This is a genomic window from Mycobacterium paraffinicum (genome assembly GCF_025822865.1).
Taxonomy (GTDB): Bacteria; Actinomycetota; Actinomycetes; order Mycobacteriales; family Mycobacteriaceae; genus Mycobacterium; species Mycobacterium paraffinicum.
In genome coordinates this window covers 46,355-62,100 of sequence record NZ_JACKUR010000012.1, presented here as the reverse complement: position 1 = coordinate 62,100, position 15,746 = coordinate 46,355, and the positions used below count along the sequence as shown (strand labels likewise).

The 15,746-nt window shown below is 67.4% G+C and carries 15 protein-coding genes and 1 pseudogene; 7 read left to right on the top strand and 9 right to left on the bottom strand.

The annotated features are described in order from the left end of the window. Positions 1-84: 84 nt before the first annotated feature. A pseudogene (locus tag H7J89_RS02235) lies at positions 85-1,570 on the top strand (amidase). Positions 1,571-2,012: 442 nt separating this feature from the next. Here the strand turns inward: H7J89_RS02235 and H7J89_RS02230 are convergent. Then, positions 2,013-3,161, bottom strand: a complete 1,149-nt coding sequence (locus H7J89_RS02230) for a TDT family transporter (protein ID WP_264036089.1) — start codon at positions 3,159-3,161, stop codon at positions 2,013-2,015. Between the two features lie 63 nt (positions 3,162-3,224). Here H7J89_RS02230 and H7J89_RS02225 point away from each other — a divergent pair, with 63 nt between their 5' ends. Both H7J89_RS02225 and H7J89_RS02220 read left to right on the top strand, forming a co-directional pair. After that, the gene (locus tag H7J89_RS02225; protein ID WP_264036268.1) at positions 3,225-3,497 is read left to right on the top strand and encodes a hypothetical protein; all 273 of its coding nucleotides are present in this window, start codon (positions 3,225-3,227) and stop codon (positions 3,495-3,497) included. A gap of 278 nt (positions 3,498-3,775) precedes the next feature. Beyond that, entirely contained in the window at positions 3,776-5,344 is a 1,569-nt protein-coding gene (locus H7J89_RS02220; RefSeq protein ID WP_264036086.1) for an LCP family protein, read from the top strand. 36 nt (positions 5,345-5,380) lie between these two features. Here the strand turns inward: H7J89_RS02220 and H7J89_RS02215 are convergent, their stop codons facing one another. Further along, entirely contained in the window at positions 5,381-6,172 is a 792-nt protein-coding gene (locus H7J89_RS02215; RefSeq protein ID WP_264036083.1) for an SDR family NAD(P)-dependent oxidoreductase, read from the bottom strand. A 76-nt stretch (positions 6,173-6,248) separates the two neighbouring features. Between H7J89_RS02215 and H7J89_RS02210 the strand changes: the two genes are divergently transcribed. After that, positions 6,249-7,142, top strand: coding sequence for an NAD(P)-dependent oxidoreductase (locus H7J89_RS02210; protein ID WP_264036081.1), 894 nt, complete (start codon positions 6,249-6,251; stop codon positions 7,140-7,142). Here the strand turns inward: H7J89_RS02210 and H7J89_RS02205 are convergent. The 4 genes from H7J89_RS02205 to H7J89_RS02190 all read right to left on the bottom strand — a co-directional run bounded on the left by H7J89_RS02205 (position 7,125) and on the right by H7J89_RS02190 (position 10,499). Beyond that, positions 7,125-7,955 (bottom strand): SDR family oxidoreductase, encoded by an 831-nt coding sequence (locus tag H7J89_RS02205; protein ID WP_264036079.1) that lies wholly within the window; start codon positions 7,953-7,955, stop codon positions 7,125-7,127. The two genes, H7J89_RS02210 and H7J89_RS02205, sit on opposite strands and share 18 nt — an antisense overlap. An 81-nt stretch (positions 7,956-8,036) precedes the next feature. Then, complete coding sequence (locus H7J89_RS02200; protein ID WP_264036077.1) at positions 8,037-8,960, bottom strand: enoyl-CoA hydratase; 924 nt, start codon at positions 8,958-8,960, stop codon at positions 8,037-8,039. Between the two features lie 64 nt (positions 8,961-9,024). Continuing rightward, positions 9,025-9,822 (bottom strand): ABC transporter permease, encoded by a 798-nt coding sequence (locus H7J89_RS02195; RefSeq protein WP_264036075.1) that lies wholly within the window; start codon positions 9,820-9,822, stop codon positions 9,025-9,027. Next, positions 9,822-10,499, bottom strand: a complete 678-nt coding sequence (locus H7J89_RS02190) for an ABC transporter ATP-binding protein (protein WP_264036074.1) — start codon at positions 10,497-10,499, stop codon at positions 9,822-9,824. The genes H7J89_RS02195 and H7J89_RS02190 overlap by 1 nt, the downstream gene beginning before the upstream one ends. Before the next feature lie 16 nt (positions 10,500-10,515). On the opposite strand from H7J89_RS02190, the gene H7J89_RS02185 reads away from it, so the two are divergent. The 3 genes from H7J89_RS02185 to H7J89_RS02175 all read left to right on the top strand — a co-directional run bounded on the left by H7J89_RS02185 (position 10,516) and on the right by H7J89_RS02175 (position 12,825). Then, positions 10,516-10,680: a hypothetical protein gene (locus H7J89_RS02185; RefSeq protein ID WP_264036072.1), complete on the top strand. Its 165-nt coding sequence runs from the start codon at positions 10,516-10,518 to the stop codon at positions 10,678-10,680. Further along, on the top strand, positions 10,681-12,162 hold the full coding sequence (locus tag H7J89_RS02180; RefSeq protein WP_264036070.1) for an alpha,alpha-trehalose-phosphate synthase (UDP-forming): 1,482 nt from the start codon (positions 10,681-10,683) through the stop codon (positions 12,160-12,162). It abuts the gene before it with no gap. A gap of 84 nt (positions 12,163-12,246) precedes the next feature. Next, a complete protein-coding gene (locus H7J89_RS02175; protein WP_264036068.1) occupies positions 12,247-12,825 on the top strand; it encodes a hypothetical protein in 579 nt (192 codons plus the stop codon). Positions 12,826-12,834: 9 nt separating this feature from the next. On the opposite strand, the gene H7J89_RS02170 is transcribed toward H7J89_RS02175, so the two are convergent. The 3 genes from H7J89_RS02170 to H7J89_RS02160 are packed head-to-tail and all read right to left on the bottom strand — an operon-like array spanning position 12,835 to position 15,739. Then, positions 12,835-13,326 (bottom strand): mammalian cell entry protein, encoded by a 492-nt coding sequence (locus H7J89_RS02170; RefSeq protein WP_264036066.1) that lies wholly within the window; start codon positions 13,324-13,326, stop codon positions 12,835-12,837. Then, a complete protein-coding gene (locus tag H7J89_RS02165; protein ID WP_264036065.1) occupies positions 13,326-14,015 on the bottom strand; it encodes an Rv1363c family protein in 690 nt (229 codons plus the stop codon). Before H7J89_RS02165 ends, H7J89_RS02170 begins: the two co-directional genes overlap by 1 nt. Further along, a complete protein-coding gene (locus tag H7J89_RS02160; protein WP_264036061.1) occupies positions 14,015-15,739 on the bottom strand; it encodes a virulence factor Mce family protein in 1,725 nt (574 codons plus the stop codon). Before H7J89_RS02160 ends, H7J89_RS02165 begins: the two co-directional genes overlap by 1 nt. Between the last annotated feature and the right edge of the window lie 7 nt (positions 15,740-15,746).

Here is a 15,746-nt window from a genome sequence, read left to right as displayed (position 1 = left end):
CAGGTGATACTAAGCCGCTTCGACGCCGACCTGGTGTCGAAGCGACTCCAATACGATGCAGCGGGGCGCCCAGAGGAGAGACCGATGCAGCTTGACGAGTACATGTCCTTGGACGCCTCTGCGTTGGCGGAACTGGTCGACCGCAAGCAGGTGAGGCCGGCCGAACTCCTCGCGCTGGCGCGTCAGCGATCAGACGCAGTGAATCCGCGGTTGAACGCGCTCGTCCGCCGCCTCGGCGATGTGGCGGACCGGCAGGCCGCCGACCCGGGCCTGCGCGGACCTTTTGCCGGTGTGCCCTTCGTGATCAAAGACCTTGCTCAGGAGTACCGCGGCTTTCCGACCTCGAGCGGTTCCCGTTCGCTGGCCAACGACGTGGCCGACCAACACGCTCTGGTGACTCAGCGGTTCCTGGACGCCGGACTGGTGATCTTCGCAATGACGAACACCCCGGAGTTCGGGGCCAAGGGCGTGACGGAATCGGATTACTGGGGCCCGGCCCGCAACCCGTGGAACACCGAGCACACGCCCGGCGGTTCGTCGGGTGGTTCCGGCGCGGCGGTCGCGGCCGGGATCGTCCCGGCGGCCGGGGCCAACGACGGTGGTGGATCGATCCGCATTCCCGCCGCCTGCAACGGGCTGGTCGGACTCAAGTTCAGCCGGGGACTGTCACCCTACGGCCCGCAGACCGGCGAGCCGATGTTTGGGATGGTGACCCAGGGCGTCGTATCCCGCACCGTGCGCGACAGCGCCGCACTGTGTGACGCGATCGTCGGCCGGGATCCGCGCGCCGCCTACGAAGTTGCCCTTCCGCGAGGCACTTTCGCCGACCACATCAAGCGTCGCCCGGGCGAGCTGCGCATCGGATACTCGTGGTCCTCGGCGATCAACCCACATCCCGACCGGGAAGCCGTTTCCGCGGTGGAACGGGCCGGTCGTGCTCCTCAGCGATCTGGGACACCGGGTCGAGGAGGTTCCACCCCCCTACGACGACGCCGCCCTGGCGCGGGACTTTCTCACCATCTGGTTCGCGCAGCTCTATCAGCACGTTGCCGACGCCAGACAACGCACCGGCGCCCGCGACCGCGATTTCGAGGCCGACACCTTGGCCGTGAGCGAACTCGCCCGCGCCACCGGCGTTCTGGCGCCCATTCTTGCGTTGGAGAACAGAAACAATCACATCCGATCCCTGTCGACGTTCCATGAGACCTTCGATTGCTTGTTGACCCCGACCCTGGCCACGCCGCCCCTTCGCGTCGGCGAAACGGCGACGCCGCGCCCGCTGCAACAGGTGGCCCGCGTCGCCAGCAAGCTGCGGGCGGGAAAAGTCATGGCGCACAGCGGAATTCTCGACCAACTGATCCAGGAAAGCCTGGGCTGGGTGCCCTACACGCAACTCGCCAACATCACCGGGCGCCCAGCGATCAGCGTGCCCCTGCATTGGACAGCGGCCGGGCTTCCGCTCGGTGTGCAGTTGGTGGGGCGCCTGGGCGCCGACGGCGATCTACTCCAGCTGGCAGCCCAACTCGAAGAAGCCGGCCCCTGGGCGCACCGATACCCGGCGCCCGCGTGACTAACCCGGGGACCCGGGCTTGTCCCCCGGCGCGTGATCGCCCCGCCACAACCTGGCGAACCGCCGGGCCACGTCGCCAAGCCGATACCCCGCTCGTCGCGAAGCGTTGATCCTACCGAGGGCCTGTTTGCCCTCCGCGGCGTAGTCCTTGACCGTTTCGTCGCCTTCTTCAGCGCGCATCCTCAACCTCCGGTCCTCATCAAGCTGCTTGTGTCCGCGCCCAACGCTCGGACGGTTCCGACGGCGTCAAACGCTCCGGCGGATCCGCCGGTGTGAGCCGTTCAGGTGTTTCCGTCGGCGCCGGCCGCTCGGGTGTCTCGCTCGGAGTACCCCGCTCCGGCGGCTCGCTTGAGTCCATCATTAGCCCTCCGATCGGCTCAGGGTTGCCTACCCGCCGACCCCGGGGATCGAAACGCTTACGGCGTTGAACACCGATGCCCGGTCAGGACACCGGTTCCTTGCTGGCCTTCACCGGCGTGGTGCTCGGTGGCAGCTTGAGCAGGTTGCCGCGGAGGCTGCCCCGCGCGGTGCGCGCGGCAACCAGCAGCCAGGTGAACAACAGGCCGGCGTACGCGATGGCCGCGGCCACCCGGAACGCGGACAGATGCGTGTGGCCGGCGAGCTGGGAGGTACCCGTGACGAAGGTTCCGACCGGGAAGGTCAGGCTCCACCACGTCAGGGCGAACGGCATGCCGCGCCGCAGTGTGCGCACGGTCAGGGCGGCGGCCAGCGCGATCCACAACACCGCGAAGCCCCAGACCGGAACTCCGTACAGGATCGCGAAGGCGTTCATGTCCTCGGCCACTTCGGGGTCGACGGCCAGCCCGGCGCTGGCGCCTAAAAGCCCTGCGGCGGTGATGGATTGGCCGAGCGGACCCAGGACGATCCACAGCGTTGGCACCCGCGCGGAACCCGAGGTGCCATACAGGGTCAGGCGCGCCCAGATCATCGCGATGATGTTCAGGGAAGCCAGCAACGACAGCCCGAACATCGCGTAGCAGCCGTACAGCATGGTCTCGCGCCCGCTCCCCGCCGACATGTGCGGCAGCAGCAGCGCACCGGTCGCCGCGGTCACCATGGGCGGAACCACCGGCATGAGCCAGCCACCGAATGCCGCGTCCGGTTCGACGTTGTGCTGGGTGAACATCAAGAACGGAATGCTCACCGCGGTGAACAGCCCGCCCAGCGTGCCCGCGGTCCACAGCACCCAATCCAGGTCGACGGCGATGCGTTCGCCCAGCAGATCCCTGCCGACCAACACCGCTCCGCCGCCGACCGTCATCAACGCCATCGGGGCGGCGCCGTAGAAGTGCGCCATCTGTGGATTGCGAGCGTGCGTGCGCGCGACGGTGGGGTGGCGCAACCAGTGCCCACCCACCAGGACGATCAGCGCCACCAGCAGGACGGCGGCCATCAACCAGACCGCTTGGGCGAACGCGCGCAATCCCGCCACGTGCACGGGAAGGGTGGCGCCGGCGATGGCCACGATCCCGGTCCCCATCACCGAGGCGAACCAGTTGGGTCCGATGTTGCCAAGTACCTCGACCCGGGTCTGCGGCGACGGCGCGCCGTCCGGGTTGATGGTGGTCATAGCTGAAAAACCCTACTGCGCCGCGCCGGACCGGGCGGGCATCCCGCTTACACTCCAACGGTGATGCATCCGGCGCCCCCGACGAGGCAGGCAATCATCAGGGTCCCGCTCATGGTCGGGATTGCCGTGGTGGTGGCGCTCGCCATTCTCGCCATCCCCATCAAACAACGATGCGGGGCGCCGGGCTTGTCCTGCGCGACGGCGGTGGACCCCCAGGGCAATGTTCATTACTACTACGAGGTCGAGCCGCTCGGTGTCTACCTCGCCGAGATCATGACCGGCTCGAACATCACTGTTTTCTACGAGTCGGGCGAGGACCTCGTCCCCGCCCGGTAGCCGCCGTCTCGGCTCGATAACAAGTTCGAGTCGGTCCCGCCGGCAGTGTGACCTTGTCGAAACCACGATGCGACGCTCGAGCCGGAACGCGCTGGTCAGGCCCGGATTACCGCCGCTAACGCGCGCGCGGGCCGCCGCAGGGGGCCGACCTGGGAAGCGTTCTCGATTGGGGGCTTCACAGCAAGCTAACGCATACTTGACATCATGCTTGAAGCGACATCGCCGCAAACCGCCGTTGCGGTGGCTGGTGATGCGCTGGGCGTGGGCAGAGGTTTGTGATGGCCCGCTCGGGCGGTGCTCATCGCCGTCATCGAGCCGTCCGCCAACCCTCACGTTTCCGTAAAGGGCTGACGCGCACCTTGGGCGCACTGATCTCGGTGGCGGCGGTAGGGCTGACCGGGGCGGGATACTACGTGGCTCACGGCGCGCTGGGCGGCATCACCGTCTCGAACGCCCTGCAACCCGACGATCCGCGGTCCAGCGGCGACGACATGAACATCCTGCTGATCGGGCTGGACTCGCGCAAAGACCAGGACGGCAACGACCTGCCGTGGTCGATCCTGAAGCATCTGCACGCCGGCGATTCCGACGACGGCGGCTACAACACCAACACGCTGATCCTGGTGCATGTCAGCGCCGACAACAAAGTTGTCGCCTTCTCAATCCCGCGCGACGACTGGGTGCCCTTCACCGGGGTCCCCGGGTACAACCACATCAAGATCAAGGAGGCGTACGGCCTCACCAAGCAGTACGTCGCGAACAAGCTTGCCAACCAGGGCACCAGCAGCCAGAAGGAACTCGAAACCAAGGGTCGCGAAGCCGGCCGGGCGGCGACGCTGCGCGCGGTGCGCAGCCTGACCGGCGTTCCGATCGACTATTTCGCCGAGGTCAATCTGGCCGGGTTCTTCGACCTGGCACAGACCCTGGGCGGGGTGGAGGTCTGCCTCAACCATCCCGTCTACGACTCGTATTCCGGTGCCGACTTCCCGGCAGGGCGACAGACGCTGGACGCCTCCCAGGCGTTGTCCTTCGTCCGGCAGCGCCACGGGCTGGAAAACGGTGACCTGGACCGGACCCACCGGCAACAGGCGTTCATTTCGTCGGTCATGCAGGAGCTGCAGGCCGCGGGAACCTTCACCAACCTGGACAAGCTCAAAGGCCTCATGGCGGTGGCGCGCAAGGATGTGGTGTTGTCTTCCGGTTGGGACGAGGAGATGATCCAGCGGCTGGGTTCGCTGGCCTCCGGCGGCCCCAATGGAAAAGGGGTCGAGTTCCGGACGCTGCCGGTGGTGCGCTACGACAACATCGACGGCCAGGATGTCAACATCATCGACCCGGCCGCGATCAAGGCGGAGGTGGCCACGGCGATCGGCGGCTCGCCCCCAACCACGACGCCCGCCACCACGGCCGCCAAACCGAGTCCGTCGACCACCGTCGACGTCATCAATGCCGGCAGCATGAGCGGACTCGCGACCGAGGTGTCCCACGCCCTGCAGAACCACGGCTACACCACGGGACAGACCCGGGACCGCAATTCGGGTGAGCCCACGGCGAGCACGGTCGCGTATGGCGCCGGGGCGGAAACCGACGCGCGTAACGTGGCCAAACTGCTCGGCCTCGACGCGCCCAGCCAGCCCGATCCCAGCGTCCAGCCCGGACACATCAGGGTGACCGTGGATACGAATTTCTCGGTGTCGATGGTTGACGACGGCACTTCGGACGAAACGGCGAGCACTACAACGTCGACCAAGGCCAAATCGTATTACTACAACGGCACCACCACGACCTATCAGACGCCGGATCAGGGGAAACCGATCGACGGCGGCGGCGTGCCCTGCGTTAACTAGCGGCGGAGCCGGACGCTGCGGGTCGCCGCATTCCGGCTAAGCGTGCGTCCCGCCGTCGATGCGGATCTCGGTCCCGGTGATGAACGCGCCGTCATCGGAGACCAGCATGGCGATCACCCCGGCGACCGCCGACGGGTCGGCCATCCCGGTGCCGCTGGACTCCACCGTGGTCGGCAGGATCGGCATCAACCTCGAAAACAACGACCAGTCGGCGTCTTTCGGGATGTATCCCCCGGTCGCGTCGGTGATTCCGGACTTGATGCTGCCGGGTGCCACACAGACCGCCCGCAGGCCGTCACGCGCGTACTCGAGCGCCAGTGAATGGGTGAAGGCCTGGATTCCGCCTTTGCTCGCCGCGTATGCCGCCATATACGGGTGGGCGAACGACGCCGAGGTCGAACTGAAGTTGACGATCGCGCTGCGCGGATTCTCCAGTAGCATCGGAAGCGCTTCGCGCACAACAAGAAACGTCCCGGTCAGGTTGACGCCGACGATCTGGTTCCACAATTCCAGGCTGGTCTGGTGGGTGTGCGCGGCGCGCAGGATGCCGGCGGCATTGACCAATGAATCCAGGCCGCCGAGCTTTTCGACGGCCAGGCGCACGCCGTCGATCACCGAGTCCTCGTTGCCCACGTCCATCCGCACAGCGGTGAGGCAGCCGGCGGTCGCGGCCTCGTCCGCGCGGGCCCGGGTGGCGTCCAGCCCGGCCTCGGCGACGTCGGAGGCGACCACGGTGGCGCCCTCGTCGAGGAGCCGCAGCGCGGTCGCCTGCCCGATCCCCGACGCGGCGCCCGTCACCAGAATTCGCTTGCCCTCGAGTCGATTCATTGCTGCTCCCGTGCTCGTCGCGTCACTAGGCGCTCATCATCGCAAAGGACGGCCCCCGACAAGGCAGAGTGGATGCATGGACATCGGATTTATCGGCTTGGGCAACATGGGCCGGGGCATGGCCGCCAACCTGATCGGGGCGGGCCATCAGGTCACCGTCTACAACCGTTCGCCCGGCAAAGCGGAGGGCCTGGTCGAGCGGGGCGCCACCGCCGCCTCAACGGTCGCCGAGGCCTGCACCGGCGACGTGGTGTTCACCATGCTGGCCGACGACCACGCCGTCGAGGCCGTTGCGTTCGGCGAACACGGGATTCTGGCGGCTCTGGCCGCGGGCGCCACGCACGTCTCGTCGAGCACCATCAGCGTTGCCCTCTCGGAGCGCCTGACCACCGCGCATGCCGAAGCGGGTCAGCGGTACGCCGCGGCGCCGGTATTCGGTCGGCCCGAAGCGGCAGCCGCCGCAAAGCTTTTCGTCGTCGCGGCGGGCCAGCCGCAGGTGCTGCAACCGCTGTCCCCGCTGTTCGACGCGATCGGCCAGCGGACCTTCGTGGTTTCCGAGCAGCCGCACAGCGCCAACCTGGTGAAACTGAGCGGCAACTTCCTGATCGCTTCGGTGATCGAGAGCGTCAGTGAGGCCGTCGCGTTGGTCGCCAAGGCCGGGGTCGACAGGCAGCAGTACGTCGACATCCTCACTTCGACGTTGTTCGCGGCCCCCGTCTATCAGACCTACGGCGGGCTCATCGCCCGGCGGGAATTCGAGCCGGCCGGCTTCGCCGCCCAGCTGGGCCTCAAAGATGTTCGCCTGGCGCTCGCCGCCGCCGAGCAGTTGCAGGTGCCACTGCCGGTGGCAAGCCTGCTGCGTGACCGCTTCCTCACCTTGGTGGCCACGGGCGGCGGGCACCTGGACTGGTCGGCGCTCGCCACGCTCGCCGATCGAGACGCCGGCCTGGGATCAGACGACTCCGCGTAGCCCGTCGGCGCCGAACGCGGGTTCCAGCATCGCGGAGTAGTCCGGTCCGCGTCGCAGCATGAGCCCACCGTCGACATTGATGACCTGCCCGGTGATGTAGCACGCGGCATCGCTGAGCAAGAACATCGCCAGGTTGGCGACGTCCTCGACCTCGCCGGGCCTCGGCAGGGGCGTGCACTCGCGGTAGTCGTCGCTTACTTCCGGCAACGCGAAGACCGGGGCGACCAGATCCGTGCGGATCAGGCCCGGCCGGATGCTGTTGACACGCACCCAGGACGGGCCGAGCTCGTCGGCGGCCAGCTGCATCATGTGGTCGACGGCCGACTTGCTGACGCCATAGGCGCCGAACCACCGGTGGGTGTTGCTGGCGGCGATCGACGAGATGCCCACGAACGAGCCGCCGCCGCCGCGGACCAGCTCCCGCGCCGCGTGCTTGAGCACGTACATGGTGCCGTTGACGTTGAGATCGACGGTGCGCCGCCAGCCTTCCGAGTCGATCTGGGTGATCGGCCCGATGGTCTCAGAGCCACCCGCGCAATGCACCACCCCGTGGAGTTGACCGTGCCAGGCCGTGGCGGCGTCCACCGCGCGGGCGGCCTCGTCCTCGTTGGTGACGTCGGTCGGCTCGTAGCGAATGGAGCCGCCACCCGGAAGCGCTTCGATCTCGCTGACTGCCCCCGCCAGCCGGTCGGGGTTACGGCCGACGATCATGACCGAGGCGCCCGCCGCGACCAGCCCGGCGGCCACGCCCTTGCCGATCCCGCTGCCACCGCCGGTGACCAGATATGTCCGGTTCTCGAAAGAAAGCTGCACGCGACGCCCTCTCAAACTGAAACAGGTTCTAGATATCGAACCACGCGGAGAACTCGCCGCGGCAACGGGTAGCCGCGTGCGCTACGGCGTATCGCGGCGGGCCACCTGCGTCGGCTTCGCCTTGCGCCAGTCCTCGACGTCGGGCGGCAGTCCGACCGCGTACCTGTTCTCGTTGTGGGCCGCCCAGTGCGCATGCCCCAACTCGTGGATGTGGAACGCATGCCGCAAAGCCTCGGTGAATCCCATTGCGTCGGAAGCCGCGTTGACCGAGTCCTTGACAAGCAGCGCCGCCATCGTGGGCCGGTCGGCGATGCGCCGGGCGAATTCCAGTGTCTTGTCGGCCAGCTCGTCGACGGGGAAAACCTTGGACACCATGCCAAGCCGATAGGCCTCGTCGGCGTCGAGCGAATCTCCGGTCAGCAGCAGTTCTTTGGCCTTGCGGGGACCGAATTCCCAAGGGTGTGCGTAATATTCGACGCCCGGCATCCCGAGGCGCACCGCGACGACATCGCTGAACTTGGCGTTGTCGGCGGCCACGATCAGATCGCATGCCCAAATCAGCATCAGGCCAGCGGAGATCGCGTTGCCCTGCACCTGGGCGATGGTGATTTTGCGCAAATCCCGCCAGCGGCAGGTGTTTTGGAAGAAGTAGTGCCACTCCTGCAGGTAGATCTTCTCCGCGATCGGATCGCGGGTCCCGCCGTTGATGCGGAAGCTCGGAAGCTGGCTGCGCTCGGCGATCGCCAGCTCTGAGCCCAGGTCGTGGCCCGCGGAGAAGTTACGGCCGCGCGCCGCCAGGATCACCACGCGCACGGTGTCGTCGGCCTCGGCGCGCAGAAACGCCTCGTCGAGTTGCACCAGCAGGCCGCGGCTTTGCGCGTTGTGGGCGTCCGGCCGGTTGAGCCAAATCCGCACGATGCGGCCCTCGTCGAGGGTTTCGTAGCTCACCAGCTCTTCGGCGTTGGCGTCGCCCGTCTGAGCACCGGTTTGCTCGGAGAGTGTCATGCGGCCCACCTCACTTGTTGTCAGGTCCGACGTCTTTACACATTACGGCCAGTGTGTAAGTGGGTCACCGGTGGGTGGGTGAGCCGTCCGGCCGCATGCCGAGCGGCAGCAGGCGGTGGTCACGGGTGAACGCCAAGCGGACCAGTCCGAGTGCGACGACGACGGTGGTGGCTGCCACCGAGCCCAGGATCAAGAACATCACGACGGCCTGGACCAGCACGGCCTGCACCGGGTGTACGCCGGCGAGGATGAGGCCCGTCATGGCACCCGGGAGGAACACCAGCCCGGTGGCTTTGGTGGTTTCGATCTGCGGCGATATCGCCGACCGCAACGCAGTCCGCAGGTACGGGGAGGCGGCCTGGCGGGAGGGTTGCCCGAGGGCGAGCCTGGCTTCGACCTCGTCGCGCTTGTCGCGGAGCTCGTCGACCAACCGCCGGGCCACCAACACCGTGGCCGTCATCGAGTTGCCGATCATCATCCCGGCGACCGGCACCAAAGTCCGCGCCTGCAGGGGGAACACCCGCAGCCCGAAAATCACCCCGAGGGTGATGACGGCCGCGGCGGCGAACGCCGCGATCGTCAGCGGCGCGAGTCGCGGCACCTCGGGCGCCCGACGCCGGGCGAGATCCCCGGCGTAGGCCACCATGCCGGCCACCCAGGCCCATGACCACCACAGGGAACGGCCGGGCTCGAACAGCAACGTCAGCGCACCGCCGACGAGCAGCAACTGCGCCAAGGCGCGGGCCGCCGCCCAAGCGAGCTGACCCTGCAGCCCCAACCGCTGCCACAGCGAAATCGCCGCCGCGAACGCCACCAGAATCAGCGACGCCGCCAGGCCCGTCCAGCCGACCTGGCCGTTCATCACGCCACCGACCCGACCGGGCCGAGGCCCAGGCTTCGGCCCCGCTCGATATGCAGGACCCGGTCCGCGGCGCGTTCCACCTGCGCCGAATCGTGGGTGACCCACAAAGCGGGAATCCCGTCGGCCGCCAGGTCACGCACGGCACGCTCGATCACCCTGGCGGCTTCGGCGTCGACGGCGGAGGTGGGTTCGTCGAGGAGCAACACCTGCGGTTGGGCCATCAGCGTGCGGGCCAGGCACATCCGCTGCGCCTCCCCGCCGGACAGGGCCGTGGCGTCGCGGTCCAGCCAGGATCCGGTCAAACCGACCCGGGACAGGGTGTCCCGCATCCGTTCGTCGGATGCGTCTGGGCCGGCTGCCCGCAGGTTGTCGGCGACCGTCCCCGGAAACGGCGACGGACGCTGGAAACACATGCCCACCCGGCGCCGCAACCACAGCGGATCGATGCCGGCGACGTCCTCGCCGCAGAACGACACCGTGCCGCTCGTCGGCACCTCGAGTCGGTTGCACAGCCGAAGCAGGGTGGATTTGCCCGAGCCCGACGGTCCGAACACCGCCGTCACGCCCCGACCCGGGATGGCCGCGGTCAGGCCGTCCAGCGCCCGCATTCCTTGCCGCTCTACGACCACGTCGAGGAACTCGAACATCAAGTCCTCACCCACCTGCTCATCCTGCATCACCTACAGTTATGTCATGGCTACGAAATCTAACGCTGGCGAGATCGGCGACGTCGAACCGGTTGCCGACAGCACCGCGAGCCAGGCCAGGCGAGTCGTCGCGGCCTACGCGAACGACGCCGACGAGTGCCGCGTCTTCCTGTCCATGCTCGGTATTGGGCCCGCAAAACTCGACGCGTAAATGACACCCGGGGCCGGGCACGACTCGAAGACACCGACCTTCGGGAATTCGGACTTTGTGGTGGTCGCCAACCGGCTGCCGGTAGACCAGGAACGGCTTCCCGACGGCACCACCGCATGGAAGCGCAGCCCCGGCGGCCTGGTGACGGCCCTGGAGCCGCTGCTGCGCCGCCGGCGGGGCGCGTGGGTCGGCTGGGCGGGCGTCGCCGAGGAAGAGACCGATTTCGATGACCAGCCCATCGTCCAGGAGGACCTGGAGCTGCGCCCGGTGCGGCTGAGCGCCGACGACATCGCCCAGTACTACGAGGGATTCTCGAACGCCACGCTGTGGCCGCTCTACCACGACGTCATCGTCAAGCCGATCTACCACCGCCAATGGTGGGACCGCTACGTCGAGGTCAACCGGCGCTTCGCCGCGGCCACCTCCCGCGCCGCCGCCGAGGGCGCGACCGTGTGGGTGCAGGACTACCAGCTGCAACTCGTGCCGGCGATGCTGCGGGAACTGCGGCCCGACCTGACCATCGGCTTTTTTCTGCACATCCCCTTCCCGCCGGTGGAACTGTTCATGCAGCTGCCGTGGCGCACCGAGATCATCGAGGGCCTGCTCGGCGCCGACCTGGTGGGCTTCCACCTGACCGGGGGCGCCCAGAACTTCCTGTTCCTGTCCCGGCGATTGATCGGCGTGAACACGTCCCGCGGGTCGGTCGGGGTGCGCGCGCGGTACGGCGAGGTCGATCTCGGGTCGCGCGTCGTCCGGGTCGGCGCCTTCCCCATCTCCATCGATTCGGGTTCACTGGACCAGGCCGCCCGCGACCGCGACATCAGGCGGCGCGCCCGGGAGATCCGGACCGAGCTGGGCAACCCCCGCAAGGTGCTGCTCGGCGTCGACCGGCTGGACTACACCAAGGGCATCGATGTGCGGCTGAAGGCCTTCTCGGAACTGCTCGCGGAGGGACGCGCAAAACGCGACGACACCGTCTTGGTGCAGCTCGCGACGCCGAGCCGCGAACGCGTGGAGAGCTACCAGATTCTGCGCAACGACATCGAGCGCCAGGTGGGCCACATCAACGGCGAATACGCGGAGGTCGGCCATCCGGTGGTGCACTACTTACACCGTCCCGTTCCCCGCAAGGAATTGATTGCCTTCTTCGTGGCCGCCGACGTCATGCTGGTGACGCCCCTGCGCGACGGCATGAACCTGGTGGCCAAGGAGTACGTCGCCTGCCGCAGCGACCTCGGCGGTGCGCTGGTGCTGTCCGAATTCACCGGCGCCGCCGCCGAACTCCGGCAGGCCTACCTGGTCAACCCGCACGACCTCGACGGTGTCAAGGACGCGATCGAAGCGGCGCTGAACCAGCCCGTCGAGGAGGGCCGGCGCCGGATGCGGTCGATGCGGCGCCAGGTGCTGGCCCACGACGTCGACCGCTGGGCGCGGTCATTCCTCGACGCGTTGGCCGAGCCGAGTTCGCAGGATGCCGAGTAGGCCGCCCGCACCCATGGTGCTGCCGCGCAAACGCTGTGATACTCGGTGGATCGGTGCAGGGGAAGGTCGGGAAGGGAGGGCACTGTGAAGCTCCGTCGGGCGCTGGCCGCCGGTGCCGGCATCTTTTCGGCAGTCGCCATCGGAATCGCGCTGGAATCCGGTGACCCGGCCCACGCGGTCGGACCACCGCCGGACGGCAACTACAACTACAACGAGGCGGGAGTCTCCGGGGTGACCTGGACCATCTCGGCCCTGTGCGACCAGCCGTCCGGAACCCGGAACATGAACGACTATTCCGACCCGATCGTCTTCGCGATGAACTGCGCCCTCAACATCGTGAGTTCGACGAACGAACAGATCACCCCCGCGGACAAGGCACAGAACTTCAGTGGCAGGGCCCGGATGTCCAGCATGCTGTGGACCTTCAAAGTCGATAAATCAGACGGCGTTTCGTGTCCGGGCGGCGGCACCGCAACGTCCACCGAAACCTACGCGTTCAGCGACGAGAACATGAGCGGCACGCACACCAGCCTGCACGGCCCCGTCTGCGGGATGCAGCCGGAGATGAAGAAGCAACCGTTCTCGCTCCAACTTGCCGGGCCCCCGCCCAGTCCCGTCGAACGTTATCCGTTGTACTGCAACGGTATTGCGATGTGCTACTAGGACCTGCTGCTAGATCGGCGTGATGTAGGCGATCAGCCATTGCTTGCCGATCTTTTTGTAGTCCACCCGTAACCTGCTGCCGTCGTAGAGCGGCTGGCGTGACTTGTCGGTCACGGTGCGGTTCATGTAGACCATGAGCGATGCCGAATCACGCTTGGCTGACATGATTCCCACTCCCACAACGCTGGCCTGAACGACCACCTCACGCTTCTTGGCCTCCGGAATGATCTGCGCGTTTGCACTTTTCCGGAACTCCTGGCGATAGTCGGGAGTCAACAGCGGGTACGCATCACTCAGGCTGCGTTCCACCGTCTGATAGTCGTAGGCGAAGACTTCGGGAATCTCCTTGGTAGCCAAGCCCGGTAGCACCGCCCGCGCCGCCTCCTCGCCACGCGTCTGCACCCGCCCCCAGTAGAACCAGCCGGCCGCCGCGGACAACCCGACGAACACCACAACCAGGAGGTAGCCCGCGACGACGAGCAGCCTGCGCCGCCACCGCATCAATTACCCCCGTTGGGATACTTCAGGTCATAGCCCGTCATCCGCCCCTGCTCGTCCTCGTGCACGATCACCCGCAGGCGGTAGGGCATAGAGGGCTTGTTCACGCCGTCGATGTCGGCCACCGTCACGCGCACCGAAACAAGCACGGACGCGTTGTCGGTGACGGTGTCGATGCCCTCCAGCGCGGCGCCGTTGATGACGGCCTCCGACGTCGCGTTGGTGGAGCGGAAGATACCCTTGAGGTTCTCGATGTTGTTGTTGGCGCCGAGCATTCCGCGCAGCGGTCCGCTGGTGCCGTTGTAGAACCGGTTCACGCTCTCGTCGATGTTGTCCTGCTTGTAGCTGAACATGTTGACCACCGTCTGGGTGGCGGTGTCGACGAAACGCTGATCGCGCGCCTGTTGGGCGTTGGCATGCCGTTGCTGCACAACGAGCACGGCCAGGCAGGCGGCCAGCGCGCCGATGGCCAACAGCGCGGACGCGAACGAGATCCCGGCCACCAGGGCGCGGTGCGGCCGCGGCCGTGGTGGCGGCCTGACGGACTTGAGGGCCTTGACGGTCTTGGCCGGCTGCGTCGGCGCGGCTTCGACCTGCACTGTGGCGGCCTGATTCGCCTCGCCTTTCGCGGGGCCGGCCGCGCGGGAGGCCCGACGACGAACGCGCGGGCTGTTCGTTGGCTCGTCTGCCACTACATCGGCCTCGGATCAAGCATCAGGTCCACCCAATTCTCGGCACTCGACGCGCCGCTAGCACCGGCCGCGAAAATACCAGTACCGCCGGCCGGGTCCTTGAACGCGCCAGTCTTCTCGTCATAGGTGGCATACGCCGGTCCGCTGGCCTGCGGCTGTCCGCCGAGTGGCGGCCCCCACGGCTTCTCCGGTCCCGGGCCCGCCGCTGGAGGGTTGATCCCATCCGGCGGCGCCGGCGGCGGCAGCCACTTGGGATAAGGCAGCTGCGGCGGCACGGGCGGAACCCCGGGCGGCTGCCAGGACGTGAACGGCGGTGGCGGCCCGTTGTCGTTGGGCGGCGGCGGATCGTATGCTGGCTGCTTGTTCGGCAGCGGGCCGGGCCCGGGCACCACCCCTGGCGGGGGCGGCCCGACGATGGGTGTGCCGGGATCGGGCTCGGCGCCCGGCGGGATGTATGGGAACTTGTTGGGCGGCAACACGTTCAGCCCGTTGGTCACCGGGGTGTCGTAGGGCACCGGCGGGCCGCGCCACGGGTTGCGTCCAACAGGGACGTAGCCCTTCGGGTCGCGGCAGAGTTGAACGGTCGGCGCCCGTTTGCCGGGGAATTCCTGGCACGGATAGTTACGGGCGCCCCGCACCGTGCTCGGATCGTTCTGGGCGACCTTGCAGTACAAGTCCTTTGGCAGGTCCCGCAACGAATCGTCGGCCGGCGTGCGCATCAGCGGCGGCGGCAGGAAGCCGACGGCGCACGGCGGCGGGTCGTTGAGGTCGAGCTTGAAGTCCAGCTTTGCGCCCTCGTCCTGCGGCACACCTCCCGCTGAGGTGATAATCGCGGCGAACAGCGCGGGCAGCACGACCAACAGATGTTCGATCGACTTGTGGTAGATGACGCCCACCCGTCCCAGGTTGGCCAGGCTGGCCGCCAACGCCGGGAAGGACGGACGGATGCCGGAGAACGCCGTGCTGGCCTCGTCGGTCGCCCCCGGGGCGGTGGCCAGCGTCGAACGCAGCTCCGGGTCGGCTTGCCGCACCTCGGAGGTGAACCGCGCCAGCCCGTCCGACAGCGACTTGATGTCCGCGCCGGCGCGAATCTGCGCCGCCAGGAACGGGCCGGCCTGGTCGATCAACTGCGACGCTTGCGGATAATTCGCGTTGGCCTCGTCCACCAGTAACCGGGCGGACTCGAACAGCCGGGCCAGCTCCGGGCCCGACCCGTTGGTCGCGATGAACGTCTCGTGCAGCAACTCCCGCAGCCGGGTGTCACCCAGGCTGTTGGTCAGCGCCTCCGCCCGCTTCAACAGCTCGGCGACGTCCTCCCCGATCCTGGTGTTCTGCCGGTCAATGCGGAATCCGTTGCGCAGCTTGGCCGTTGCCGGCGTGCCCGGAGGGACCAGGTCGATGTATTGCTCACCGACGGCCGACACGCTCTTGACAGTGGCAGTGACGTTCGACGGGATGGGCGTCCCGCTGTTCAGCCGCATCGTGGCGGTGACACCGTTCGGGTTGAGGTCCACCGACTCCACCCGACCGACCGCGACACCACGGTAGGTGACGTTGGCGTTCTTGTACAAGCCGCCGCCGGCAACGAAATCGGCCGCCCCAGCATAGGTGCCAAAGCCGAAAGTCGAAGGCAACCGTAAGTAGAAGATCGCCATGATGGTCAACGTGATGATGGTGATCACGGCGAAAATCCATAACTGGATCGTGGTGAGCCTGTCGTGCATATGTCTG